This window comes from Trichothermofontia sp. (assembly GCF_053493415.1).
This window is the reverse complement of record NZ_JBRCAD010000157.1, coordinates 1-23082: the sequence shown is the minus strand read 5'-3', so window position 1 is coordinate 23082 and position 23082 is coordinate 1. Positions and strand designations below refer to the sequence as shown.

Annotated in this window: 29 protein-coding genes and 2 tRNA genes; 12 read left to right on the top strand and 19 right to left on the bottom strand. The window is 55.2% G+C overall.

Features of this window, described 5'->3' with window-relative positions; all coding sequences use genetic code 11:
• Positions 1 to 154: 154 nt before the first annotated feature.
• Together darG and darT are read right to left on the bottom strand one after the other, a co-directional pair.
• Positions 155 to 1195, bottom strand: coding sequence for a type II toxin-antitoxin system antitoxin DNA ADP-ribosyl glycohydrolase DarG (gene darG / locus ACWIUF_RS13390; RefSeq protein WP_448572930.1), 1041 nt, complete (start codon positions 1193 to 1195; stop codon positions 155 to 157).
• Positions 1196 to 1251: 56 nt separating this feature from the next.
• Positions 1252 to 1884, bottom strand: coding sequence for a type II toxin-antitoxin system toxin DNA ADP-ribosyl transferase DarT (gene darT, locus ACWIUF_RS13385; protein WP_448572928.1), 633 nt, complete (start codon positions 1882 to 1884; stop codon positions 1252 to 1254).
• Here darT and ACWIUF_RS13380 point away from each other — a divergent pair.
• Both ACWIUF_RS13380 and fmt read left to right on the top strand, forming a co-directional pair.
• Entirely contained in the window at positions 1883 to 2113 is a 231-nt protein-coding gene (locus ACWIUF_RS13380) for a hypothetical protein (protein ID WP_448572926.1), read from the top strand. The genes darT and ACWIUF_RS13380 overlap by 2 nt on opposite strands.
• A gap of 52 nt (positions 2114 to 2165) precedes the next feature.
• Positions 2166 to 3191 (top strand): methionyl-tRNA formyltransferase, encoded by a 1026-nt coding sequence (gene fmt, locus ACWIUF_RS13375; protein ID WP_448572925.1) that lies wholly within the window; start codon positions 2166 to 2168, stop codon positions 3189 to 3191.
• Positions 3192 to 3257: 66 nt separating this feature from the next.
• Here fmt and ACWIUF_RS13370 read toward each other — a convergent pair whose 3' ends face one another.
• The 5 genes from ACWIUF_RS13370 to ACWIUF_RS13350 form a co-directional block, all read right to left on the bottom strand.
• Positions 3258 to 3758 (bottom strand): anti-sigma factor family protein, encoded by a 501-nt coding sequence (locus ACWIUF_RS13370; RefSeq protein WP_448572924.1) that lies wholly within the window; start codon positions 3756 to 3758, stop codon positions 3258 to 3260.
• Positions 3759 to 3953: 195 nt separating this feature from the next.
• Positions 3954 to 4613 (bottom strand): sigma-70 family RNA polymerase sigma factor, encoded by a 660-nt coding sequence (locus tag ACWIUF_RS13365; RefSeq protein ID WP_448572923.1) that lies wholly within the window; start codon positions 4611 to 4613, stop codon positions 3954 to 3956.
• A complete protein-coding gene (locus tag ACWIUF_RS13360) occupies positions 4576 to 4812 on the bottom strand; it encodes a hypothetical protein (protein WP_448572921.1) in 237 nt (78 codons plus the stop codon). Before ACWIUF_RS13360 ends, ACWIUF_RS13365 begins: the two co-directional genes overlap by 38 nt.
• Before the next feature lie 141 nt (positions 4813 to 4953).
• A complete protein-coding gene (locus tag ACWIUF_RS13355; protein ID WP_448572920.1) occupies positions 4954 to 5418 on the bottom strand; it encodes an NUDIX domain-containing protein in 465 nt (154 codons plus the stop codon).
• Positions 5419 to 5504: 86 nt separating this feature from the next.
• A tRNA-Lys gene (locus ACWIUF_RS13350) sits at positions 5505 to 5576 on the bottom strand.
• Positions 5577 to 5708: 132 nt separating this feature from the next.
• On the opposite strand from ACWIUF_RS13350, the gene ACWIUF_RS13345 reads away from it, so the two are divergent.
• The 4 genes from ACWIUF_RS13345 to ACWIUF_RS13330 all read left to right on the top strand — a co-directional run bounded on the left by ACWIUF_RS13345 (position 5709) and on the right by ACWIUF_RS13330 (position 7964).
• Complete coding sequence (locus ACWIUF_RS13345; protein WP_448572919.1) at positions 5709 to 5963, top strand: tetratricopeptide repeat protein; 255 nt, start codon at positions 5709 to 5711, stop codon at positions 5961 to 5963.
• Positions 5926 to 6978, top strand: coding sequence for an SPASM domain-containing protein (locus tag ACWIUF_RS13340; protein ID WP_448572918.1), 1053 nt, complete (start codon positions 5926 to 5928; stop codon positions 6976 to 6978). The genes ACWIUF_RS13345 and ACWIUF_RS13340 overlap by 38 nt, the downstream gene beginning before the upstream one ends.
• A gap of 134 nt (positions 6979 to 7112) precedes the next feature.
• The gene (rpmF, locus tag ACWIUF_RS13335) at positions 7113 to 7295 is read left to right on the top strand and encodes a 50S ribosomal protein L32 (RefSeq protein WP_448572917.1); all 183 of its coding nucleotides are present in this window, start codon (positions 7113 to 7115) and stop codon (positions 7293 to 7295) included.
• A gap of 75 nt (positions 7296 to 7370) precedes the next feature.
• Entirely contained in the window at positions 7371 to 7964 is a 594-nt protein-coding gene (locus ACWIUF_RS13330) for a sulfite oxidase-like oxidoreductase (protein WP_448572916.1), read from the top strand.
• Positions 7965 to 8036: 72 nt separating this feature from the next.
• On the opposite strand, the gene ACWIUF_RS13325 is transcribed toward ACWIUF_RS13330, so the two are convergent.
• From ACWIUF_RS13325 to rplS, 9 genes are all read right to left on the bottom strand, one after another.
• Positions 8037 to 8807, bottom strand: coding sequence for a pentapeptide repeat-containing protein (locus ACWIUF_RS13325; RefSeq protein WP_448572915.1), 771 nt, complete (start codon positions 8805 to 8807; stop codon positions 8037 to 8039).
• Between the two features lie 597 nt (positions 8808 to 9404).
• A complete protein-coding gene (gene rplL / locus ACWIUF_RS13320) occupies positions 9405 to 9803 on the bottom strand; it encodes a 50S ribosomal protein L7/L12 (RefSeq protein WP_448572914.1) in 399 nt (132 codons plus the stop codon).
• Between the two features lie 83 nt (positions 9804 to 9886).
• Positions 9887 to 10423: a 50S ribosomal protein L10 gene (rplJ, locus tag ACWIUF_RS13315; RefSeq protein ID WP_448572913.1), complete on the bottom strand. Its 537-nt coding sequence runs from the start codon at positions 10421 to 10423 to the stop codon at positions 9887 to 9889.
• Positions 10424 to 10715: 292 nt separating this feature from the next.
• A complete protein-coding gene (gene rplA / locus ACWIUF_RS13310) occupies positions 10716 to 11432 on the bottom strand; it encodes a 50S ribosomal protein L1 (RefSeq protein WP_448572912.1) in 717 nt (238 codons plus the stop codon).
• Positions 11433 to 11560: 128 nt separating this feature from the next.
• Positions 11561 to 11986, bottom strand: coding sequence for a 50S ribosomal protein L11 (gene rplK, locus ACWIUF_RS13305; RefSeq protein WP_448572911.1), 426 nt, complete (start codon positions 11984 to 11986; stop codon positions 11561 to 11563).
• Positions 11987 to 11995: 9 nt separating this feature from the next.
• Entirely contained in the window at positions 11996 to 12670 is a 675-nt protein-coding gene (gene nusG / locus ACWIUF_RS13300) for a transcription termination/antitermination protein NusG (protein WP_448572910.1), read from the bottom strand.
• A 132-nt stretch (positions 12671 to 12802) separates the two neighbouring features.
• The gene (secE, locus tag ACWIUF_RS13295) at positions 12803 to 13027 is read right to left on the bottom strand and encodes a preprotein translocase subunit SecE (RefSeq protein ID WP_448561343.1); all 225 of its coding nucleotides are present in this window, start codon (positions 13025 to 13027) and stop codon (positions 12803 to 12805) included.
• A 144-nt stretch (positions 13028 to 13171) separates the two neighbouring features.
• Positions 13172 to 13244, bottom strand: a tRNA-Trp gene (locus tag ACWIUF_RS13290).
• 61 nt (positions 13245 to 13305) lie between these two features.
• Positions 13306 to 13680, bottom strand: coding sequence for a 50S ribosomal protein L19 (gene rplS / locus ACWIUF_RS13285; protein WP_448572908.1), 375 nt, complete (start codon positions 13678 to 13680; stop codon positions 13306 to 13308).
• Positions 13681 to 13769: 89 nt separating this feature from the next.
• Between rplS and ACWIUF_RS13280 the strand changes: the two genes are divergently transcribed.
• Positions 13770 to 14747, top strand: coding sequence for a glycosyltransferase family 2 protein (locus ACWIUF_RS13280; RefSeq protein WP_448572906.1), 978 nt, complete (start codon positions 13770 to 13772; stop codon positions 14745 to 14747).
• A gap of 145 nt (positions 14748 to 14892) precedes the next feature.
• Here ACWIUF_RS13280 and ACWIUF_RS13275 read toward each other — a convergent pair whose 3' ends face one another.
• Positions 14893 to 15489, bottom strand: coding sequence for a 50S ribosomal protein L25/general stress protein Ctc (locus tag ACWIUF_RS13275; RefSeq protein ID WP_448572905.1), 597 nt, complete (start codon positions 15487 to 15489; stop codon positions 14893 to 14895).
• 109 nt (positions 15490 to 15598) lie between these two features.
• Positions 15599 to 16951 carry an adenylosuccinate synthase gene (locus ACWIUF_RS13270; RefSeq protein WP_448572904.1) on the bottom strand — a complete coding sequence of 451 codons (1353 nt, stop codon included), beginning with the start codon at positions 16949 to 16951 and terminating at the stop codon, positions 15599 to 15601.
• A gap of 137 nt (positions 16952 to 17088) precedes the next feature.
• Between ACWIUF_RS13270 and ACWIUF_RS13265 the strand changes: the two genes are divergently transcribed.
• The gene (locus ACWIUF_RS13265; RefSeq protein WP_448572903.1) at positions 17089 to 17847 is read left to right on the top strand and encodes a methyltransferase domain-containing protein; all 759 of its coding nucleotides are present in this window, start codon (positions 17089 to 17091) and stop codon (positions 17845 to 17847) included.
• On the top strand, positions 17844 to 18821 hold the full coding sequence (gene cmoB / locus ACWIUF_RS13260; protein ID WP_448572902.1) for a tRNA 5-methoxyuridine(34)/uridine 5-oxyacetic acid(34) synthase CmoB: 978 nt from the start codon (positions 17844 to 17846) through the stop codon (positions 18819 to 18821). The genes ACWIUF_RS13265 and cmoB overlap by 4 nt, the downstream gene beginning before the upstream one ends.
• Before the next feature lie 197 nt (positions 18822 to 19018).
• On the opposite strand, the gene ACWIUF_RS13255 is transcribed toward cmoB, so the two are convergent.
• A complete protein-coding gene (locus ACWIUF_RS13255; protein WP_448572901.1) occupies positions 19019 to 20248 on the bottom strand; it encodes a septal ring lytic transglycosylase RlpA family protein in 1230 nt (409 codons plus the stop codon).
• A 1209-nt stretch (positions 20249 to 21457) separates the two neighbouring features.
• On the opposite strand from ACWIUF_RS13255, the gene ACWIUF_RS13250 reads away from it, so the two are divergent.
• From ACWIUF_RS13250 to ACWIUF_RS13240, 3 genes are all read left to right on the top strand, one after another.
• On the top strand, positions 21458 to 21844 hold the full coding sequence (locus ACWIUF_RS13250) for a hypothetical protein (RefSeq protein ID WP_448572900.1): 387 nt from the start codon (positions 21458 to 21460) through the stop codon (positions 21842 to 21844).
• Between the two features lie 8 nt (positions 21845 to 21852).
• A complete protein-coding gene (locus ACWIUF_RS13245; RefSeq protein ID WP_448572898.1) occupies positions 21853 to 22377 on the top strand; it encodes a single-stranded DNA-binding protein in 525 nt (174 codons plus the stop codon).
• Positions 22378 to 22628: 251 nt separating this feature from the next.
• Positions 22629 to 23082 (top strand): glycerol-3-phosphate acyltransferase (locus tag ACWIUF_RS13240; RefSeq protein WP_448572896.1); only part of this gene is annotated, 454 nt, incomplete at its 3' end.

The window sequence follows — 23082 nt, the reverse complement described above, 5'->3', positions numbered from 1 at the left end:
AAGTATTTCATAGGCTTACCATGTAACTTCAGAAATGCTGCTGCGGCTTCAACAGCTTTCTCTGGATGAAACCGAAACTGAATGCACATGAGTACTCTGAGAAAAACTTCACATTAGTACATTTTCATTGTAAATCTTGGTGTTGCGTTAGCCATCAGTGCCTTCCCAACCAACCCTGCTCCTTGAGCCGTTGCCATGCCTTCTTGAGATGTTGGGGTCTAAACAGATGACGCTTACGATCGCTCCACGCCTGAACCCCCGCGATCGCCGTCTCCACATCAACCGCTGCCTGTGGGTTTTCCTGGGCAACCCAGTGAACTGTCGCCAACATCTCCATGCCATAGGGGGTCTCAAACCCCTCGATCAGTTGGGCCACCTGTTCTAACCGCTGGTGGGCATCGTCATGTTTGGCCAAAAATGCTTCTGCCTGACTCCGACCTTCGGGTAAAACGTACATTTGAGAAGTTTGCGATCGATCACCATAGCCCTTGATGTAGTGACCCTCAATATGCTGAAGGACATGATTGAGGTTTTCAGCATACGGGCCATAGTGGTGTTTGACATACGCCAACCGTAGGGGTTCACCCGCCACCTGCAAAAAATAGGCGAGCTTCTGTGCCTCTAAGCGTCCCAACCGATAGCCGGGAATGCCATAGCGATCGAACAGGGAGATCACCAAGGCACGGCCACGGGTCATATTGGGACGTTTCGTATTCACCTGTACCCGCTCCGCTGTTGGTGCCCCCACTGGCTCAAAGATCAGCACCTCAACCGCAGGCAAATCCGCAAAGGCATCAACAATCAGGGGCCTCACCACCGCCCACTCTAAGCCCCCATTGCCACACCCTAGCGGGGGAATTGCGATCGACTGAATCCCCAACCGCTGCACCTCAGCCACCAACGCCGCCAACCCCATCTCGATATCCTCTAGCCGTGACTTCCCCTGCCAATGCCGCTTAGTTGGGAAGTTAATGATATAGCGCGGGTTGAAAAGCGTCCCCGTTGCCACAGTAAACATCTGGCCAGGTTGCACCTCGCCGCGATCGCAGGCCCGCTTGTATTGCTTAAAGTTCTCTGGAAACGCCTGCTTAAACTGCAACGCAATCCCCTTCCCCATCACACCGACACAGTTAACGGTGTTGACTAGGGCCTCAGCTTTCGCCTCCAGTAGATTGCCTTGCCGAAACTCAACCATGCTTTAGCTCATGCTTTTAGTATTATTGTACTATATTCGCGTGAAGAAACGTGAAGTTAGTAATACCAATCACGGTAAACCTTAACGGGGGTGCGATCGTCAAAATTTAGCAAGACTTGATAAACCTCCCGCTGCTCCGCTGGACTAAACACCCCAATCTCCTCGACTAAGTGCCAGGGTAAGTGCTTGTGAACCAGAAACTCTTCTTGTCGCCTGCGTTTGCGGTCTGGATCATCGTCGGTATCTGCCCAAAAGTTAGAGTTCATGACATCCCAATCAATCACCCCTAGATCATCCAAGTCATCATAGAAATCGGAATAATCCATGACTGCGTGCCCATCGGTGAAGGCAAAAGCTAAATGAGCCGTGGTGATGGCCTCCACACTGGTCACCAGATGCAGAATGGGTTCCTGTCCACCCTGATAACGGGTAAACCGCCGATGGATGGCATAGAGCATCGGAGAGCGGGGCGCAAAGTAAAACGGCACGTAATCGTGTAAAACACCCCCAACCCCACAGGGCACAAGCTTCCTTGCCCGTCGATCTTGGATGTTTTCGTAAGAAATGTCCTGAACCTGGGCACTCTTCCGCTGTAGACGCTGTAGATGGCTGTTTGCCAGCAGGCCGTTTGATCGGAGAATAGAGCTTAGGTTACTGACGTGGGTAATGTGGTAGAGGGGGATGGGCATGGCTAAGCGCACCAATCAAACCAAGAAAAAGGTTGATCTTGATTGTCCCTGCTTTAGCCAGCTTCACGACTTCTACCGCCACAACCGGGGCCACATCCACACCCACTACCGTGAACTGAGCCGCAAGTCCCTCGACTTCAACGACCCCGACCACAACCCCAGGGCCTTCCGCCGACAGCCCCAGTTTTCAACTCTGGCAATGTCCGTTTGCTCAGGGAATCGCGCCTGATTCACGTCTAACCGCTTGAGTTGCCTGCCGAGTTACCTGCCGAGTTACCTTCATGCGTATTGTTTTCTTCGGTACCCCTGCCTTCGCCGTCCCCACCCTGGAACGTCTGGTGCAACATCCTGACTTTGATGTGGTGGCCGTTGTTACCCAGCCGGATAAGCGACGCGGGCGCGGGGGGCAAGCCTCAGCTTCACCGGTTAAACAGGTGGCGATCGCCCACCATCTTCCGGTTTGGGACCCCCCTCGCATTAAGAAAGCCCCCGAAGTCTTGGCCGAATTGAACGCTCTGCAAGCCGATGTCTTTGTCGTGGTGGCTTACGGTCAACTGTTTTCTCCCGCCATGCTGGCCATGCCGCGCCTAGGTTGTGTCAATGTCCACGGCTCCCTCCTGCCCAAATACCGAGGGGCCGCGCCGATCCAATGGTGCCTCTACCACGGCGAACCGGAAACGGGCATCACCACAATGTTCATGGAAGCGGGGATGGATACGGGACCCATGTTGCTCAAGGCCATAACGCCGATCGCCCCCCTCGAAACTGCTGTTGACCTAGCGGAACGCTTGGCCGGGATCGGTGCAGACCTATTAATTGAGACCCTAACGCAACTACGGGCTAATCAATTAGCCGCGACTCCCCAAGACGATGCCCAGGCCACCTATGCGCCCCTGATTCAAAAGGCAGACTATTGTATAGATTGGCAGCGATCGGCGATCGCGCTCCATAACCAAATCCGGGGTTTCTATCCCCACTGTGTGGCGCAGTATCAGGGGGAGCGGCTGAAGATCCTGGCGACGGTTACCCTCGAACTGCCCTACTCTACTGCCCTACCAGAGCCAGAGGCCAGGGCGATCGCGGCGGCCCTCCCCACCCTTACCGAGGCGGCGGCGGCACAACCAGAAGCCCCCCCCGGAACTATTGTGTATCTCCTTAAGGGACTCGGTCCCATTATCCAAACAGGGGACGGTTACCTGCTGCTCCACCATGTCCAACCCAGTGGGAAACGGCAGCAGTCGGGCTGGGATTTTGTCAATGGCAGTCACTTACACCTTGGCGATCGCCTGGAGCCAGGATTCGCTTAGTTCATCACCGTTTGTCGCCTGAGAGCCAAGCCTTAGCTTGTCGCCTTCATCCGTAAACTCGTCGCCTTAATTCGGAGACCGTTGGGGCCGTGCAGGTTCGATCGTCGAGGGTAGCTCAATTAAGGGACTGTCTAGGGCAATCACCAATTCGTCCGCATCCGGTGCAGGTGACGAGGCCATCTGGGGCGAGAAGAACCGCTCCTCCGGTAGCACACTCAGCAGCGTCCCCACAACAACCGCCGCGATCGCCGCGCCCGCGACCACCAGCTTACGGGTTGGACGGCGCTCAACGCGGGCAAACACTTGCTCAACCAATTGATCCACATTGGTCTCAGCTTGGGGAATGTGCAGGTTTTGCCAGCCCTGCCGCAGGCCCAGTAACCGTTGATAGAGTTGCTTTACCTCCGCATCCGAAGCTAACCAGCCTTCTACTTGCTGGCGCTCAGCCGCTGTCACTTCGCCATCCAGATAAGCGCTGAGCAATTCAAAGCGATCGTAATCCTGGCAAGATAGATTGCCGGTTGCCGACCGATACGGATTGGCATGAGCGTCAAAGTTAGAAGTCATTTCCCATCACCGCTCTTTACAATCAATAAACCGCACACTCAATAAACCACACCAGCAATAAACCACAGCCGATCCATCCATTGATCTAGCTTACCGATGTCGTTGGCGTTGTCAATCTGGTTTCCAGAGAACTTTGACCTTGACCGGTTAGGGTCTGGTTCGCGCTGACGCACGCCAATCTTGCCAACGCCTCGACTAACCCTCCAGATAGGGCTGTAACTGTTCCTGTAAGCGTAAACGCGCCCTCGCAATCCGGGATTTAACCGTTCCCAGGGAAACCCCCGTCATGTCCGCAATTTCTTCGTAGGCCAACCCTTCGATTTCCCGTAGCACGATCGTGGTGCGAAAGGCCTCCGGTAGGTCCGCGATCGCCGTCCTGAGTTGATCATAGAACTCCTGGGTTCCCAAGGCTTCATCTGGACCCGGCCCTTCCGCTGCCACTTCCCATTCCATCTCGCCATCGTTGACGTTTAAGGGCGCATCCAGGGACAGGGGGGTTTGGTGCCGTTTGCGCTTGCGCAGTTCGTCATAGAACAGGTTGGTCACAATCCGGCTCAGCCAGCCCCGGAACTTGGTCGGGTCCTGAAGCCGCTTGAGGTTGCGATACACCCGAATCCAAACCTCTTGGGCCAAATCGGCACGATCTTGCCAATCGGGAGCTAAGTGGTAAAGGACGCGATCGACGTGGGCCTGGTAACGGCGCAATAGCTCACTGAAGGCTGCCCGCTCTGGGTGCAACCCCGCCTGACACCGCAGGATTAAGTCCAAATTTGAGAGTTTTTCCGGTGGTTGCACAGGTACTTGAGGGACCGATGCCTCAATCGCTGACCAAGGTACAGGTAGAGAATAACTCATGGGCGGAGTGAACTTGCGAACATTCTCTCCGTTTTGACGAAATCTTTTCATCCAGGTTCCCCAACTGGGTGCGCAGGAGCGAGGCCAAATGAGTTGGAGTCATGTGCGCACTGGATACGTGGGCTGGGGGCAATACGGTCTTTGTGTAGAGTTGTAATGCACCAGTGGCGATCGCCGCTAATATCCATTTTCCCCACATGGCTTTTCCTCCGCAATGATGTCCAGTGGTGAGACCACTGAGCGTTTGCTTGCGTGCATTTATAAGCTTCTTCACAGAGATCGGCAATGTTTCCCGACGTGGCTGTTTAGGCAATGTTTCCCGATGTGGCTGTTTAGGGTTCTAGACAACTAGCCCTGCGGCTTGCATGGCTGCCCAACTGCGGGTGGAACATTGCTCCGGCGTGAGGTGTTGGGGGTCAAGCCACTGAATCCCACGGGGACCGACTTCGTGGGCATCTGCCTGGAGGGTGATGGGTCCGGTTGGTAGCTGACATTGGTAGATCAGGTTCACGGTGTGTAATAAACGGGTGGGCGCATCAGGGGGTGGGGCAACCGCCACTTTGGGATCGGGGAAAAAGCCTTCGGCGACAGTCAGGAGGCGATCGACGGTAAACTCGCTAATACCGATTTCTTCGTGTACCTCGCGCCGTAATGCGGTCAATAGGGGTTCTTCGGGCTTGACCCCTCCCCCTGGTAAATCCCAGGTATCGGGTTCCGGCGGGGTCATTTGGTGTATCAGCAAGACGCGATCGGCCTGCACAAATAGGGCCAGGGTTGCCAAACGCAAACGCACGATCGCAGACATAGGCCCTAGCTCCAAGGGGATAGGGACGATTGGACCCGCAGGCGCAATCGTCAGTAAATACTCAATATTTTAATTAGTTGGGTTTATGGGTGACCTGGGATTCGAACCCAGAACCAGCGGATTAAGAGTCCGATGCGCTACCGTTGCGCCAGTCACCCGCGTCCTTCATTATACTGGCACTTGTCCCTGCTTATGCGATCGTTCTCAACCCAATTCCGGACAAAACTGAGTACAACAGAAGAGATAGCCCGCTTTCGTTGGTCATTACTCTCTCGCGAGTAAATTTACTTATGCCCTTAACTTCTTCAGAAAATCTCAGTACCCCTCTGAAGGATTCGGCGCTAGAGTCCTTAGCGCAAGGCAATTATGCCCAAGCGATCGCGCACCTACAGCAACAGATTGAGAACACCCCCAACGATCGGGAAAGTTATTGGTATTTAGGACTGGCCTGGTTCCTAGATGGCGATCTCGACACCGCTAGCTCAACTTGGTTCTCGGTTCTCTACGATGCCCCCCCCCGATCAACTCTCCTGTTGGTTGGATGAATTACTAAGCATCCTGCTGACCCAAGCCGAACAAGCCTGTCAGGCAGGGCAGTTTGAACAAGCCATTCGGCTTTATGACCAGATCCTCGAAACTGATCCAGCGTATCCCCATGCACTCCAAGGCCGACAGCGATCGCAGCGCTGGCAACAATATCAGCAGAGCTTCCTCCAAACCCGGCAAACGCCCTACCTGGATTATCCCAAGCATGTCCATTTAGAGACCAAAGCCCTCTGTAGCGCGGCCTGCAACTTCTGCCCCTACCCAACCCTAGAACGCAAAGGCACCGTCATGCCGGATGACCTGATTGCCAAGGTTATTGATGACTTGACGGCGATTCCGGCTGATCTGCCCTTTCAATTATCACCCTTTAAGGTGAGTGAACCGTTCCTGGAACAGCGTCTATTTGACATTTTGGCGACGATTAATGCTAAGTTGCCCAACGCCCAAATTACCCTAACCTCAAACGCCTCACCGCTAACAGAATCCCGGCTCAAGCGATTGTTATCGATCCAAAATATCAGCTACCTGTGGATTTCCTTTAATGATCATCGCCGGGATGCCTATGAGGCCACCATGTCGCTCTCCTATGAGCACACCCTCGATCGCCTGCGGATGTTGCATCAATACAAAGTGGATGGCAAGCTCCCGTTCCCCGTGATTTTGTCCAGGGTTGGCGATGGGACCCCTGTAGACCACGAATTTATGCAATGGGTCTATGATCATTTCCCCCACTTCAAGCTTTCTGTCTTCCAGCGCGGGGGATGGCTGGGCCAAGTAGATATACCGCTTGGCCCGGTTCCCAATGTCGGTTGTGAACGCTGGTTTGACTTATCCATTACTGCCACGGGCAAGGTAGCCCACTGCTGTATGGATGGTCAGGCTGCCTGGCCGATCGGTGACGTGCGGACTCAACATGTACTGGAGATCTACAATGCTCCAGCCTATCGATCGCTCCGCGAATCCACATTGACCCGTCTGGATGCCGAGCCGTGCCGCCGCTGTACGTTTCTCTAGTACCCAAACCCGCCCCCTAATCCCCACGCATTGCCGTCTAGAAAAGCACACCTTGATCGATCAATTCGCGAAAAGACAGCGTAGACTAGAAAAAGTGTCAATTTTTCATTGTTGAGCGATCGAGGGGGTAAGCAATGGCCGTTCCCAAGAAGAAAACATCTAAGTCGAAGCGCAATATGCGGCGGGCCAGTTGGAAGCGCAAGGCTGAGGCGCAAGCCCAACGGGCACTGTCCCTGGGTAAATCCATTCTGACCGGGCGGGCGGCTGGCTTCGTCTATCCACCGGCTGAAGCAGATGAAGAGGAAGGCGAAGAATAAATTAGGTTAATACCGTTGGCTTGACCGAGAGAGCCTTCGTTGTTGCTCCTTCCTTAACGGATAACGGTTCCTCCTATGCACGGTAATCTACCCTCCACGCCACCGCCGTCTCCAGAGCGGGTTCCCCCTGGTCAATATTTGACCCAGGGGTTTCCAGTTTTAACCTATGGGGGCACGCCCCAGATCACCCCAGAAACCTGGTCCTTGCGGCTCTGGGGCCTTGTGACCGAGCGGGTGGTGCGGTGGGCAGATCTGCTGGCGTTGCCGCAACAGCACTTCACAGCAGATTTTCACTGTGTAACCAGTTGGTCCAAGCTGGATGTGCAGTGGCAGGGAGTAGCAATCCCTGATTTACTCCAAGGGAGCGCGATCGCCCCAGAAGCTGCCCATGTGATGATCCACTGTGAGGGCGGGTACACCACCAATCTCGCCCTAGAGGATTTTTGTCGGCCCGAAAACTTCCTTGCCCACCAGGTGTTTGGGGAACCCTTGCCTGCGGATCACGGGGGACCCGTGCGGTTGGTTGTGCCCCACCTTTATGCCTGGAAAAGTGCCAAGTGGATTAACGGGATTGAGTTCTTAGCTGAGAAAGAACTGGGGTTTTGGGAGCGCAATGGTTATCACCACCGGGGTGATCCTTGGGCCGAAGAACGCTATAGCACCGACTAGCGGGATTACGATTTGGCAACGGGACACGATCGGGTCATACCAGGCCATGCGCTCCAGGTTACGGCCAGGTAACTAGAGGAGAAATTGCATCATCATGGAGCCGATCGACTGGATCACACTTTGGATTTGGCGGCGGCGGGCAGCATTACGGGCAGCCTTCTCTAATTCATGGATCTGATCCACAAACCCCTGGGCTAACTCTTGGCCTTGTACCTGTCCCTGATCTTCAAATAAAACTGCCGCCATCTCAGAGTCCTTAACGGCCCCCTGTACGTCACTCATCTGAAAGCGAACAATACTGCGGGCGAGATAAGCCGCTGCAAACTCAGGATCAGTGGCGATCGCCTGGTTGTAATTATGCAAGGCCGACTGGAAGTTCCGTTGACTGGCATCAATGAGGCCCCAGTTATAAAACTGGGCGGGTCCGACCGCTTCCACCGGTAGGGCTTGGGCACCCTTAATGTGGGCAGTGGCCAGATCCGTGCCGTGGAGGTTGGACTCTCCGAGGAAGGCTTCCCGTAAATCTGTTCCCTTCAGGTTAGCGCCTTGTAGATTCGCGCCCTGGAGATTGGCCCCATAGAGCGAGGCTCCGGTGAGGTCGGCGCCACTGAGATCGGCGCCACTCAGGTCAGCACGGCTAAGATTGGCAAAACTCAGGTCAGACCCCGCCAACCTAGCGCGAACTAAGTTCGTGAGGGCCAGTCCTGCCCCCTGAAGATCACAGTTTTCGCACACCTTGGTTGAGATGAGGCGACTGGTGTGGCTGGGATTTTCCGCCCGCACGGGAATCGCTAGCAGGGTTAGCATCAGCAGGGCTGAGGGGGTCAGCAGTTTGAGCAGCATAGGAACCTCCAGAGGTCGGTCTTCTCACAATCACATCGGAGCCAAAAATTGGCTCAGTTCGGAGGGATAGACGTTAGTCCGTGCCCTAAAGTTGCAGGATGGCCACTTCAGGACGCTCTCTATTGTGCCTTGTTTTCTCAATCTGTCAAAAAGACCAGCCGTAGCTCTAGCAATCTCGATCTCGACTAACCCCAAAGTCCCAATGGCATCAGCCCCAAAAATACGCGCAAAAAAATACAGGCAAAATGAGGATCACGGTCCCGATTTCACCTGTATCTGAGGAAATCTCGGTCGATTGCGCTGGGGCCGGTAGATAGCCCCCCTGTGACTAGGGCAGTAAACCTTAAAGTTCCGCAACGTTAGTAGTAACGACTTCAGTCGTTGCGGGCTAAAGCCCGCACTACCAACGGTTAGTAATAACCAACGGTTAGTAGTAACGACTTCAGTCGTTGCGGGCTAAAGCCCGCACTACCAACGGTGCAGAATTTACTTTTCGAGCCACTAGGACAGCCGAGATGGCTATTTCCCGTTTAAGGGGCGATCGCCTGAGGTGGACCGATCGCTGGGCACGATCGGCCTTCCGTTCAAGCCAGCGTTCTACTTGATGCTGACCTTGGCACCCGCTTCTTCCAGTTGCTTCTTGGCATCTTCGGCGGCATCCTTGGCCACGCCTTCCCGGACTGCCTTGGGAGCCGCTTCTACGACATCCTTGGCTTCCTTCAGACCTAGGCCCGTAATCGCCCGAACGACCTTCAGCACCGCGATCTTCTTGTCTGCCGGAACTTCTTCCAACACAACATCAAACTCAGTCTTTTCTTCGACTTCTTCGGCTGCTGCGCCACCGCCAGCCCCCGGAGCCGCCATCATCATCATGCCGCCGACCGGAGCCGCTGCACTAACGCCAAAGGCTTCTTCGATTTGCTTGACGAGTTCAGCCGCTTCCAACAGCGACAGGGTTTTCAACTTTTCCAAAATTTCATCGGTTGCTGCGGACATGATTATTCTCCTTGTGGTGTGAATTGAATAAATAAAATCGATCGTGAGCCAATACTCGCGAGTACCCTAAAACTAGACAGCAACTAGGCAGCCTCGCTCTGGTTTTGATCGGCCACCGCCTGTAGGGCGCGTCCCAACGAAGCTGGCACCTCGTTGATCCCGATCGCAATCTTGGCCGTGACCGCATTGAGTGCCCCGGCAATTTGGGCCATCAACTGTTCCTTCGACGGCAGGTCGCCCAACGCCTTGATATCGGCCTCAGACAGCTTGCGACCCTCCATCACGCCACCCCGAATTTCGGTTTTCTTGGTGGCTTTTTGGAAAGCTTGGTACGCCTTAATGGCTGACCCAAAATCGTCCTTCGCGAAGATGAACGCTGAGGACCCACCCAGCAACTCCTGGAGAGGTTGCCAGTTGTCATCGCCCTCAACCGCAATCCGCATAAAGGTGTTTTTCGTCACCTTGCAGGATGCTTGACTGGGACGGAGTTGTTGCCGCAGGTTCGTGATCTCAGCAACACTCAGCCCTTGATAGTCGATCACCATCGCTAGTTGCGACTCGCTCAGCGTTTGTTTTAGCTCAGCGACGATCGCCTGCTTGTTCTCTTTGGTTCTTCCCATCTCAACCTCACCTCCTTGTGTTTGCGAAATGGAATACCGGCTTGGATCACCCTGGGTTGGCGTTCCCTGGGGGCAGGTGCTTCGCCCATCTCCCATGAAAAACCCCCGGTCAGACCTGCCGGGGGACAAACACGATCGCACGAGCGGGAACGTTTCCCAGATCTCGGCATCGTGCAGTTCACCTCGGCAGGACATTAAGCAATTGGCACCTGCGGTCTACAGTGTCACTGATGAATGCAGATTCACTTGTTGGGGGTTTATGGGTTGGGGGTTACCCTCCTGTGATCAAAATTTAGGCCGCCTCAGCCAGTTTCAGATCCCGTAGGGCAGTAATATCGACCTGAATCGCGGGACCCATCGTCGCGGCTACATAGATACTGCGCCAGTAGCGACCCTTGGCCCCCGACGGACGGTTGCGATCGATCGTCTCCTGCAATGCCTTCAGGTTGATCAATAAATCTTCCGCGGGGAAGCTGGCCTTGCCAAACATAACATGAACGATCCCCGTGCGATCGGCCCGGAATTCCAATTTACCGGCTTTGAACTCCGCGATCGCCTGGGCCAGATCAAAGGTCACCGTTCCCCCCTTGGGAGAGGGCATCAAGCCGCGTGGCCCCAGCATCCGACCCAGTTTTGCCACCTGGGGCATCATATCGGGCGTGGCAATCAGCAGGTCAAAATCCATCATCCCCTGCTGAATTTCGTTAATCAAGTCTTCCGAACCGACCACATCGGCCCCGGCACTGGCAGCTTCCGACACCTTTTCGCCCCTGGCGATCACCGCTACCCGAATCTCTTGCCCCGTTCCCTTGGGCAGGGCCACCGTGGTGCGCAGTTGTTGGTCGGTATATTTGGGGTCAATCCCTAAGCGAATGTGGGCTTCTGCCGATTCGGGAAACTTGGCAGTTGCCGTCGCTTTCAATAATTGCAGCGCCTCTAGTGGTTCATAGGCGCGGTCTTCCACCTGCTTGCGCAGGTCTTGCATCCGTCGTGAAAGTTTTCGTGTCATAGGTCACACGGGGTCCTTAACGAGGTTGAGCCTCTCCCCCAGAAAAGTGAACAAAGTCGTGAATCGTGTGAATCCAGTTTCCTGGTCGCTTGTGGTGTAGGCATCTTGCCTGCCCGCATTCTGCCGGTCTAATCCCGCACTGCAACACCCATATTCCGTGCCGTGCCTTCAACAATGCGCATCGCCGCTTCAATGTCGTTGGCATTCAGATCGGGCATTTTGGTTTGGGCAATTTCCTGCAACTGGGCACGGGTAATGCTGCCCACTTGGCGACGATTGGGTTCTTCCGATCCCTTGTCCACCCCGGCGGCCTTCCGGATCAACACCGAAGCGGGGGGCGTTTTCAGGACAAAGGTAAAACTGCGATCTTCATAGACAGAGATTTCTGCCGGGATCACCATCCCCGCTTGATCCGCCGTCCGGGCGTTGTACTCCTTACAGAACGCCATGATGTTAACGCCGTGCTGACCTAGGGCAGGACCGACCGGGGGGGCCGGGTTCGCCTTGCCAGCCGGAAGCGCTAACTTAATTAGAGCAACGACTTTCTTTGCCATTGATTTTGACTAGCTCTCTTTCTGAACCTGATTAAATTCCAGTTCGACGGGGGTATCGCGACCAAAGATCGAGAGGAGGGCCTTGAGCTTGCTGCGCTCTGGGCTGACCTCGATGACCTCGCCCGCAAAGTCCTTGAAGGGACCGGAGAGGACTGTAATCTGATCGCCCACCGCCATGTCGATTTTGACCACGGGTTTCTGTTCCTGGGTCTGGCGGAAGATGCGCTCCACCTCGGCAGGACTCAGGGGTAAGGGTTTGACATGGCCCCGACCGCGCCCATAGCCCCGTCGCTGTTCGGCTCCGACGAAGTTGATCACGTTAGGGGTGCTGCGCACCACCTGCCAGGCTTCATCGTCAATTTCAAATTTGCCATCCGCCTGTTGCCGACAGAGCATCTGGATCAGCACATAGCCCGGAAAGACTTTTTCGTCCACCGTTTGCCGCGACCCATCCTTACGAATGCGCACCGAGGCCGTTTGGGGAATGGCGATTTGCAAAATGCGATCGGCCACTTCCAGGGTTTTCAGCCGCTGTTCCAGATCGGCTTTCACCTTTTTCTCACAGCCAGAGGCCACCTGAACTGCATACCAACGGGTTCGTTTGTCAGTCGCAGCCGCCCCTGACGAGTCGTCTTGATCGTCAGGATTGGTCGGATACTCAAACTCGTCTGATGCAAAACTCATGCGCAATTGTTCTCCGCTGCCAGCGACACAAAACCGTTAACCGGATACGATAAAACCCGATGACGTTAACCGGACATGATAAAACCGGACACGATAAAACTTGGGCCAGTTAAACCAGACCAGACAACGCGATCAAAATACCTGGGTCGCCGCCCAACTAAACAGTTGATCGACCAGGTAAATGAGTAATGCTGAAAGACTCACCATCAGAATCACAGCGGCTGATTCGCTAATCAACTGCTGCCGACTGGGCCACACGACCTTATCCAACTCCTCTTTGGTTTCCTGGAGAAAGGTCAGTGCTTTAAATTGACCCTGGGATTCCGGTTGAATCTCGGCGCTATCTTTCTTGGCCATCACGCATCCTTCGTCTGGTAAACAAGCTGTTTTGTACAGCCAGACACACTATTGTAACCGAAAACTACGCCACCTTGTCGAGCTAGAGGCTGCGATCGGTGGCTTTTCGGTTGACTCGATCGTGTTGACAGGGAAATGCTCCAGCGCGCTCTGGAGGACTTGAACCCCCGACATTCGGTTTTGGAGACCGACGTTCTACCAACTGAACTAAGAGCGCTCGTCAAGACAGAACGGTCTGTTCTTGCCTCTGCCCTATCTTAACATTGGATGGTCGGTTACTACTTCAACGGACGATCGAATCGCTGTTTCAGACGGGTGGCCTTACCCACGCGATCGCGCAGGTAGTACAGCTTGGCCCGTCGCACCTTAGCCCGTCGCAGGACTTGGATGCTAGCAACACGCGGCGAGTGAACCAGGAAGACCCGTTCCACCCCAATGCCTTGGAAAACGCGGCGCACGGTAATCGTGCGGTTAATGCCACCGTTGCGTTCAGCAATGATGACCCCTTCGTAGGGCTGGACCCGTTCCTTGCCCCCTTCACGGATGCGCACACCGATTTTCACGGTGTCGCCGATGTAAAGGGTGGGAAGATCGGTTTTAATATGTTCCGCTTCGATCGAGCGGATGATTTCGTTAGCGTTCAGAGCAACCATAGGAAGGTGCAAAACTCACAATCTCCTATCCTACAGTATGAGTCCCTGTTAAGTCCAGTCCTTGAACTAATCTGCAATCTTGCCCGGTTATGGTGCCCGCAACCCCGATTTGCTATTCCATTGTGGTTCCCCTCTATAACGAAGAGGCGATGCTGCCGTTACTGTATCAACGCCTGCAAGGGGTTCTGGCCCAACTGGCCGGGACGAGCGAGGTGATTTTGGTGAATGATGGGAGCCGCGATCGCACTCTGGACCTGCTGCGGGAATTGCATCACCAGGACCCCCGGATCTGTTACCTGAGCTTGGCGCGTAACTTCGGCCACCAGATTGCGGTGACGGCAGGACTTCAGTATGCGCGAGGGCAAGCGGTGATTGTGATGGATGCCGATCTGCAAGATCCGCCGGAATTGATTCCAGCGATGGTGGCCCAGTGGCAGGCGGGGTTTCAGGTGGTTTATGCGCGTCGGACCCAACGACGGCAAGAGGGTTGGTTTAAGCGGTTGATGGCCTATGGCTTCTATCGGGTGTTGCACCGGTTGGCGGATGTGGAGATTCCGCCGGATACGGGGGATTTTTGCCTGATGGATCGGGCAGTGGTGACGGTCTTAAATGCCATGCCGGAACGGGGCCGTTACCTGCGGGGGCTACGGGCCTGGGTGGGGTTTCGCCAAACTTCGATTCCGTTTCAGCGGGACCCACGGGCAGCGGGAACGGTTAAATATACCTTTCGCAAGTCCCTCTCGCTGGCGATCGACGGTCTAGTTTCGTTTTCCCGCTTACCCCTACGGCTGGCGACCTATTTGGGGCTACTGTCGGCCCTGATGGCGTTGATTATGGCAATCCTGGTGTTCTATTGGCGTTGGTTTGTCCCCAATTCGCCATTAACCGGGTTTGCCGCGATCGCGATCGCCGTCTTTTTCCTGGGTGCCGTCCAATTGGTGAGTATTGGCATCCTGGGGGAATATATTGGCCGCATTTATGATGAGGTCAAAGGGCGACCGCTCTATACCCTGGCTGAGGTGGTGGGCTTTGAGGGGGAGCGCGATCGCGGAGATTTATGTCGGTAAAAGAAGGGGGTCTGGGGAATAGCAGGGGCGGATCTGGGGGATAGCAAGGGCGGGTCTAGAAAGATGGTCGGCCCTTGGGAAAGTTGCTGGCGCGACCCGCCCCTACGCATTTTGCGACCCGTTTGCTGGGAGGGCTTCGCCGGATCTAGCCAGCGGTGCTGTCGGCAGGGGCTTCGGCGGCACTGCCGTGACCGGCAAGGATCGAGAACACCACACTGTCGGCTTCACCCAGGGCCACCGCACCAGCAGGCAGGGGCAGTTCGTTGATGTGCAAAGCTTCCCCCACTTGGAAACCAGTCACATCGACGGTAATGGCTTCAGGAATCGCTGTCGGGGCGCAGCGAATCGTGATTTCTGTCAGCACCGCATCGAGGTTACCGCCTTGCAGTTTTACGCCCGTGGGTTCACCAACTAGGTGGATGGGAACCGTGACATCGACAGAATCCTGGGCAGTGACGGCAAAAAAGCTGACATGGTACAGCAGGTCCTTCCAGGCATGGGTTTGGACTTCGCGGATGAGGGTCTTCCCCTGCCAGGGCTGATCAGCCACATTCAGGTTCACGATCGTATTATTCACCACCGCATCCCGGAGCAGGAGTGACGCAGATTTCGCATCGATCGTAATGGGGACAGAGGCGGCCCCTTGATGTCCATACAGGGTCGCAGGAATCCGGCCCGCACGGCGCAGGGCATTGGGTTTGCTGCCGGTTTCCCGGACTTGGGCCTCGATCGTTAGTTCCATAGTGAGATCACAACCTAATACTGTTAGTTTTGGGTGCTGAGTTTTGGGTGCTGAGTTTTGGGTCAAGAACCCAATGGGCAAAGCCCAATCCGCCTGGCGGGGTTAAGGGTTAACGCACCAGGCTCGAAATCCCCGGCTCCTCAACCCCATTGCCATACAACAGGGCACGTTTGGGTCCGTGGATTGGGTCCTCAACGATGATGGTTTGGTCCCGTGAGGCCCCCAGGGAGACGATCGCGATCGGGACTTCCATCAGTTCAGCCAAGAACTTAAGGTAGTCCAACGCTTTACGCGGCAGATCATCGAGGGTACGGCAGTCCATTGTGGACTGCTTCCATCCCGGCAAGGTTTCGTAAATGGGACGGCACTGGGCAAACCGATGGGCATCGCTGGGCAAATGCTGACAGCGTTGACCTTCAACTTCGTAGGCAACACAAACCTGGATCTCGTCCAGTTCATCGAGAACATCCAGCTTGGTGATTGCTAAACAGTCCATCCCATTAATGCGCACGGCATAGCGGCCAATCACGGCATCAAACCAGCCACAGCGCCGCTTCCGTCCCGTGGTTGTCCCAAATTCCGCGCCGCGATCGCACAGGTGTTCGCCCAAATCACCGCCGATCTCGGTTGGGAAGGGACCTTCGCCCACACGGGTGGTATAGGCTTTGGCCACACCAATGACGCGATCGATCATGGTGGGTCCAACGCCCGCCCCAATGCAGGCTCCCCCCGCGACGGGATTGGAGGAGGTGACATAGGGATAGGTGCCGTGATCAAGATCCAGCAAGGTTCCCTGGGCACCCTCGAACAGGATATTGCGACGGGCCTGGATCGCTTCGTAGATCCGCAGGGAGCAGTCTACGACATGGGGCCGCAGGCGATCGGCATAGGTTTGGTATTCCGCGACGATCGCATCAGCATCCAGCGGGGGAAGGGTATACAGCTTTTCCAGAATTTGATTCTTATAGGCGATCGTCCAGCGGAGTTTTTTCGCCAACACGGCGGGATCGACCAAATCGACCACGCGAATCCCGGTTCGCTCGGACTTATCGGCATAGGTGGGACCGATCCCCCGACCGGTGGTACCGATGCGATGACTACCTCGCTGTTCCTCTGATGCTTGATCAATCAGGCGATGGTACGGCATCGTAATATGGGCCGTTTCAGAAATCAGGAGATGATCCGTGGGAATATCCAGCGCTTCTAGGCGATCGAGTTCTTCGATCAGGATCTTGGGATCGATGACGGTCCCTGACCCGATAATGCACTCCGTTTCCGGGTAAAGAATCCCAGAGGGAATCAGGTGCAGTTTAAAGGTCTGGCCCTGTGCGACGATCGTGTGACCCGCATTCGCGCCACCCTGATACCGCACCACCACATCTGCCGATCGACTGAGCAGATCCGTGATTTTCCCTTTCCCTTCGTCGCCCCACTGGGCACCGATGACAATAACGTTAGCCAATTGGCCGCCCCAAGCACTTCATGACACAAACTCTTACTATATCATCTCCTTGTGCCTCCAGGTACATTAATCTGATGGACAATATTGGGCAATACTAGATCTGATCGGAGTCTGATCGACCTGAACCTGACTCGCGCATGACCTCGGAACTGGCCACAGAACTCTATTTAACGTCTGATAAGGATGACCTGTTTAAGGATGGGCCTTGGCCCAAGCCATTTGCGTTTAATGAAGAAGTGGCACGGGTCTTTGACGATATGGTGTCACGATCGGTCCCCCTCTACCGGGAAGTGCTGACCTGCGCGGCCCATTGGGCTAAAGCCTATTACCAGCCACATACGCGGATCATTGATGTAGGCTGTTCAACGGGGACGTTTCTGGAATTAGTGGGGCGTTTCCTCCCCCCACCGGCCCAACTCGTCGGCATTGATAATTCCCCTGCCATGCTGGCGCAAGCCCAACTCAAGCTCACCCCGACCCAAGCGCGCCATCAGCTTGAACTGTGGTGTGCGTCGGCGGAAAACTGTTCATTTAGCAATAGTAGTGTTGTCGTGGTCAACTACACGCTGCAATTCCTAGCGCTCCCGCAACGGCAAGCCTTATTGCAAGCGATCGCGGCTGGTCTTGTCTCTGGTGGGCTGCTCTTTCTGAGTGAAAAGGTGCAGTCACCGGTTCCCCAATTCCAGGAAACCATGACGCGCCACTACGAAGCCTTCAAGCAACAGCATGGCTATGCCCAACGCGAAATCGAACGAAAAAAAGAAGCCCTGGAAAATGTGTTGATTCCCCTCACGGAAGCCCAGCAAGTGGAAATGTTGCAAGCTGCGGGTTTTCAGCCGATCGATTCCCTGTTGAAACTGCATAATTTTGTCTCTTGGGTGGCGCTCAAGCCATGAACGATTGCGGCACCTATTCCCCCCCCGATTACCTCGACCAGCCTGATTTTGCGGGCGATCGGACCGCTATCCGGCAGCTACGCCAGGAACGCTGCCCCCAACTGGAGAGCGATCGTCTCAGGCCCTACCGCGATGCTGTTCAGGCCATCCACGATCTCCCCCGGGCCAGTTTGGATGGGACCGGTGCAGTGGTGACGATCGGCCACCCTGACCGCCTCACCCAGGAGCAGTCCCAACGGCTCTACCAAACCCTGCGGGTGTTTTGCCCCTGGAAGAAGGGGCCATTTAATTTCTTTGGCATTCAAATTGATGCCGAATGGCGATCGGATTGGAAGTGGCAGCGCCTCCTCCCCCGGATTCAACCCCTGAACGGACGCCGGGTTGCCGATATTGGGTGTCATAACGGCTACTTTATGTTGCGCATGGTGCCGCATCAACCGAAGTGGGTAATTGGGTTTGAACCCTACGGTAAATTATTCTGGAATTTCCAACTGATTCAAAACTTGGTTCAGTGCGATCGGCTTTATTTTGAACCGTTAGGCGTTGAGCATATTCACTTTTATCCTAATTTTTTCGATACGATTTTTTGCCTGGGGATTCTTTACCACCATCCCGATCCCATTGGCCTGCTGCACAAACTCCGGCAAGCCCTTACCCCCCAGGGGGAACTGGTGATTGACTGCCAAGGTATTCCCGGTGCGGACCCGATCGCCCTGACCCCGCGCCAACGCTACGCCCATGCCCGTGGGATTTGGTTCTTGCCCACCCAATCCTGCCTCGAACATTGGTTATATCGAGCGGGCTTTGGAGAGATTCAGTGTTTTTTTGCTGAACCCCTATCCACGCGCGAACAGCGGCGCACCGATTGGGCTGAAATCGATAGTTTAGCTGCATTCCTTGATCCCCATGATCCCACCCGCACGATCGAAGGGTATCCGGCCCCCTGGCGCTACTACATCATGGCCCATAAATAAGTCAATTAATGACCTTAGTCCAGCGCCGCAGTGATGAGGCACTGGTTTACGAAGGCCCCACGCTCCTCAACCTCAACCTGAATACGGTTACAGCCGTTCTCCCTCTAATGAAGTACGGTCAAGGCTTGCGAACAAGGGGCTTAAGCCCCTTGTCTGTACCTCACCGGGTATGGAAGTGCTGTACTGATCGCTGAGGATTAATCAATCCGACTAGAACTGGACTGGTTCAACACCTCCAGCCGCACAGGAGCAACCCCGGCATAGAACACCCCGACGGCACGGGCCGCCGCTGCCGACAGGTCAATCACCCGACCATGACTAAAGGGGCCGCGATCGTTGATGCGCACCACCACCGATTGGCCATTGTCCAGGTTCGTTACCCGCACGAGGGTCCCAAATGGTAAGGAACGATGGGCTGCGGTGAGGGCATTCTGGTTGAAGATTTCACCGCTGGCACTCCGGTTCCCGTGGAAGCCGGGGCCATACCAGGAGGCCATCCCCGTCAAGCCACCCAGTTGTTGTAGCCCTCGTGAAATTTGGGTCGCCAATCCCGATCGCGGTCGCGGTTGCCCAGCCACTTCGCGCAGGGGCGACGCATTACCCAACAAGCGACGTAGTCGGTTGGTTGCCTGGAGAGCATCCTGACCCGCGTCACGCGTGGTATCTGGCAGAATAATTGAACTGCCCATCGCAACCAGGGTTTCGTCATCGATTTGAATAAGGTAGCGATCGTTGGGGAAGTTGGCAGAAAGGGCAGTGCTTGCCCACTTCACCGAAATTTGACTAGCATCAAAGCCCTCGTAATCGATCTGGTTGAGTTTGGCCGCAACGGCAGCGGCCCGCCAAACCGGATCGGACTCATCAGCCACCGGATCGGGCGTTAGGGCTTTGGTGGTGGCAGCAACTTCCGCTTCTTGACGGCTAGCCACTTTTATGGCAGGGGCATCACTAGAGTCAAGCGGGGCCAGTGAGGCCGCGTCAGGGGGTGGCTGCTTTTCCTGGCTCGGCGCGTCTGCGGCAGGCACAGGATTGCCCAGAAAGGTTAGAACCGGAATGTTCCGGATATATAAGGTTGCGGCAGTTCGCCCCTGGAAGCTATGGGCCTGAACTTTCGCGAGGGTATCTTCCCTGGTGATCCGGTGAGATTGGCGTTCACCAACCTTGATCACGTCGAGATGCGGAGACCGGGTGTCGGGCTGACGGGCGGCCAGTTGGTTAACGGAGGCAGCCGATACAGCAGATGACGGGGTCGCCGGGGGGGGTGCAGGACGGTTTGCCACTGGCGAATCCGTACCTGAAAGACTAGGCTCAGCAGCGGGGTCGGTCAGAGGTACCTCAACGGCACGGCTGACAGAGGCCACACCAAGGGTGCTGCACATCGTGGTTACGAGGGCAATTGCTAAGCCACTCCTCAAGTTTTGATTCATACCAATCACGGTGAAGGACACTTGGGAACAAGCGGATGAGGGCATTTGCCTGTAAACCGCCAAGCCTTGATTGACCGGAGCGGCATCCCAGACAACTCATCCGCGTTCCGAGGAACGACATGAGGGAACTTTCCACCAGCTGTACCAGATTGTATGGGGGCTGGAGGCAACTCATACTCGTTCCGTCTTCGCTCTTGCTTCATAAACTGCAACAGATTACCACGAACATTCCGGGTTGGGGATCAGGGTACGGTCGGACCCTACCCCCAGCGGCAGGCGATCGGGCATCTATCCACCGACAGAAATTCTTGCCCCATCGGCTATTGAGTCCTGCGTTCCGCAAAATGTAAAGAAATGTTAAGATTTTGAAGTGCTTTCCGAAAAGTGCCTAAGTTTCTTGTAACCATAGGGGTTTGCTCCGTAGCGTCACCCGCTCCATGTTGGCGCAAATGAGGGGGCCGCAAGCAAGGGTCATCGTCGCCACAGATGGCCGAGTAAGTCCAGGGATCAACGCGATCAGTGGCTAAACATAAAGCTTATTAAGGAAACATTTATTTCTGAGCCAATGACGGGTGTGTTGGGAGCAAACGGGTGCGGACTTGTCCGCACCGCGCTACGCCACATCATGCGTACCAAGATCACAGCAAAGCCCCCATTCCGCCATCCGAATCATTGCCACAAACGATCGCTAGCTTGCAGATATTCCCCTATCCCCTGCATTAGCGCGATGCGCTTAGTTGCTACCGGAATCATGACGGCTATGGGTGATCTCAATCACCAGTGGGCACCTCGAAAAATACCCATTTCCCCAACCGTGCCCACCCAATCATAAGGGGTTGAGGCGGGCGGTTTCGTCGCCCGCCTCAATGACATTGACGTTCCTAGATGGATTTTCTCCTAGAGAAAAATTAGCGGCAGGCCAGCAGGACCGCCATTCTTTACCCATTCTTTACTATGGACACATTCTTTACTATGGACAAATTAAATCGACCTTAAGCCGATCGCTAAATCCTGTCGAGCATCCGGCATCTTTTCCTCGGTGTTGCGCGTTATGAGGCGTCGATAAGTGATGAAACGTACAATTTTGGGAGTAAACCGAATTACTTTTTAGTAAAAGTTAAATGATTCATAAATAAATTTAGATATTTCAAAAAACCTACTTAGTATGGTGGGTAGTATGAAAGCATGTGTTACTCGTTAGGTTGTTCAATGGATGTTTATACTCAGCAATTGATGGCGTTAAGTGCCAAAATTGACACCCTCTATCAATTGGTTGACCAAATTCACACTCAGATTGCCGAGGCGTCGGTGGACAGTAACCATCAGCGGGCGACTGAGCCTGCGCCCATCCCTGAGTCTGTCCCCCCCCCCTCGACCTACCACGCCCTCTATGTTGACCATCCCTATGCGCTGGAGCTGGAGCATCGGGATATTCTGGTGGATAATGATTATGTGCAGATTGACAACCAGAATGGGGATCTGAGCATGACCACAGAGGTCCAAGTCCAGCGGCTCACCGCCCAGTTAACGGCAGCCTACAATCGGATCGCTGCTCTGGAAGAACAACTGCTCGCCCGTCGCGTGCATTCCCACTAGAGGCAGGTATGAACCACTGTGTCCTGATGGCGGAAGTTATTCGGCCCCCGCAGTTACGCTATACGCCCGATACCCAAATCCCAGTGACTGAAATGTTGGTCCAGTTTCCGGGGCTGCGTGCGGAAGATCCACCCGCCACCTTAAAGGTCGTTGCTTGGCGCAATCTGGCCCAGGAAGTTCAGGAGCGCTACCAGGAAGGAGATCAGGTCATTCTGGAAGGTCGCCTAGGCATGAACACGGTGCAGTTAGAAGGCTTTAAAGAGAAACGGGCAGAGATGACCCTGCAACGCATTCATCCGGTTCATGTCGCTAATCCACCGGCGGCGGCGGCGGTGCCCACGGGGATGCCCACCGCTACGGGGCCTATCGGCATGGGCGGTGTTCCAGCGCCTAGCCCGGCTGCCCGTCCGCCCCGTCAGACGCCGGTTGCCCAAGCGCCTGGGATGCCGCCCGTCATGTCTTCACCGGCGGCTGTGACCCCCACCTATGCTGAACCCGCTGGTGAACCAGTTGATGATGATATTCCGTTTTAAGGTCTTTTTAACCTGATTGCGAATCATGGCGTTGATCCCCACGGCTGACGTTCAAGCTGACTCACGATGGATGGCGTGATGGCTACTCCTGATGCTTGCTGCTGGGTAGGAAGCGGCTAGGGATGATCGTCTTGGCTGGGGCGTGAAGCACGCTCAAAAACGTGACAGAGAAAAAGGCCATGCCAGCCTCCCCCTGGGGAAACCGGGTATGCTGAGAATGCTGCGTATCGCGAGAGTCAGGAGAGTCGGCTATGGGCGGTTGGGTTGTGGCCGTGGGCTTGTGGGGGATTGCTTACCTCTTGGGATCGCTGCCAACGGGTTATCTGGCGGGGTATTTACTGCAAGGGATCGATATCCGCACCCAGGGATCGGGGTCTACGGGAGCTACCAATGTCCTACGGACCCTCGGCAAGGGACCGGCGATCGTGGTGCTGATGGTTGATGTGTTGAAGGGGGTCGCGGCCATCTACCTGATTCCGTGGTTCACCCAGTCAGGGGTGCAACAGGCCCTAGGGACAATGGCCAACAACCTGACACTGCCCCAGGTATTACCGTTGCCGTGGTGGGTGGTTGGGGCTGGCTTAGCAGCCTTATTGGGCCATAGCCGTTCGATCTGGTTAGGCTTTAGTGGGGGCAAATCGGTGGCAACCGGGTTGGGGGTCTTGTTGGCTCTGGCTTGGCCCGTGGGGTTAGGGGCCTTGGGGG

Coding starts and splice junctions, on each gene's coding strand:
- ACWIUF_RS13250 (WP_448572900.1), top strand. CDS start 21,458: ATGGATGTTTATACTCAGCAATTGATGGCGTTAAGTGCCAAAATTGAC.
- nusG (WP_448572910.1), bottom strand. CDS start 12,670: ATGAGTTTTGCATCAGACGAGTTTGAGTATCCGACCAATCCTGACGAT.
- fmt (WP_448572925.1), top strand. CDS start 2,166: ATGCGTATTGTTTTCTTCGGTACCCCTGCCTTCGCCGTCCCCACCCTG.
- darG (WP_448572930.1), bottom strand. CDS start 1,195: ATGGTTGAGTTTCGGCAAGGCAATCTACTGGAGGCGAAAGCTGAGGCC.
- cmoB (WP_448572902.1), top strand. CDS start 17,844: ATGAACGATTGCGGCACCTATTCCCCCCCCGATTACCTCGACCAGCCT.
- ACWIUF_RS13330 (WP_448572916.1), top strand. CDS start 7,371: ATGCACGGTAATCTACCCTCCACGCCACCGCCGTCTCCAGAGCGGGTT.
- ACWIUF_RS13280 (WP_448572906.1), top strand. CDS start 13,770: ATGGTGCCCGCAACCCCGATTTGCTATTCCATTGTGGTTCCCCTCTAT.
- rpmF (WP_448572917.1), top strand. CDS start 7,113: ATGGCCGTTCCCAAGAAGAAAACATCTAAGTCGAAGCGCAATATGCGG.
- rplL (WP_448572914.1), bottom strand. CDS start 9,803: ATGTCCGCAGCAACCGATGAAATTTTGGAAAAGTTGAAAACCCTGTCG.
- darT (WP_448572928.1), bottom strand. CDS start 1,884: ATGCCCATCCCCCTCTACCACATTACCCACGTCAGTAACCTAAGCTCT.
- ACWIUF_RS13355 (WP_448572920.1), bottom strand. CDS start 5,418: ATGTCTGCGATCGTGCGTTTGCGTTTGGCAACCCTGGCCCTATTTGTG.
- ACWIUF_RS13380 (WP_448572926.1), top strand. CDS start 1,883: ATGGCTAAGCGCACCAATCAAACCAAGAAAAAGGTTGATCTTGATTGT.
- rplK (WP_448572911.1), bottom strand. CDS start 11,986: ATGGCAAAGAAAGTCGTTGCTCTAATTAAGTTAGCGCTTCCGGCTGGC.
- ACWIUF_RS13370 (WP_448572924.1), bottom strand. CDS start 3,758: ATGACTTCTAACTTTGACGCTCATGCCAATCCGTATCGGTCGGCAACC.
- rplS (WP_448572908.1), bottom strand. CDS start 13,680: ATGGTTGCTCTGAACGCTAACGAAATCATCCGCTCGATCGAAGCGGAA.
- ACWIUF_RS13365 (WP_448572923.1), bottom strand. CDS start 4,613: ATGAGTTATTCTCTACCTGTACCTTGGTCAGCGATTGAGGCATCGGTC.
- rplA (WP_448572912.1), bottom strand. CDS start 11,432: ATGACACGAAAACTTTCACGACGGATGCAAGACCTGCGCAAGCAGGTG.
- ACWIUF_RS13345 (WP_448572919.1), top strand. CDS start 5,709: ATGCCCTTAACTTCTTCAGAAAATCTCAGTACCCCTCTGAAGGATTCG.
- rplJ (WP_448572913.1), bottom strand. CDS start 10,423: ATGGGAAGAACCAAAGAGAACAAGCAGGCGATCGTCGCTGAGCTAAAA.
- ACWIUF_RS13360 (WP_448572921.1), bottom strand. CDS start 4,812: ATGTGGGGAAAATGGATATTAGCGGCGATCGCCACTGGTGCATTACAA.
- ACWIUF_RS13325 (WP_448572915.1), bottom strand. CDS start 8,807: ATGCTGCTCAAACTGCTGACCCCCTCAGCCCTGCTGATGCTAACCCTG.
- ACWIUF_RS13245 (WP_448572898.1), top strand. CDS start 21,853: ATGAACCACTGTGTCCTGATGGCGGAAGTTATTCGGCCCCCGCAGTTA.
- secE (WP_448561343.1), bottom strand. CDS start 13,027: ATGGCCAAGAAAGATAGCGCCGAGATTCAACCGGAATCCCAGGGTCAA.
- ACWIUF_RS13255 (WP_448572901.1), bottom strand. CDS start 20,248: ATGAATCAAAACTTGAGGAGTGGCTTAGCAATTGCCCTCGTAACCACG.
- ACWIUF_RS13265 (WP_448572903.1), top strand. CDS start 17,089: ATGACCTCGGAACTGGCCACAGAACTCTATTTAACGTCTGATAAGGAT.
- ACWIUF_RS13275 (WP_448572905.1), bottom strand. CDS start 15,489: ATGGAACTAACGATCGAGGCCCAAGTCCGGGAAACCGGCAGCAAACCC.
- ACWIUF_RS13340 (WP_448572918.1), top strand. CDS start 5,926: ATGCCCCCCCCCGATCAACTCTCCTGTTGGTTGGATGAATTACTAAGC.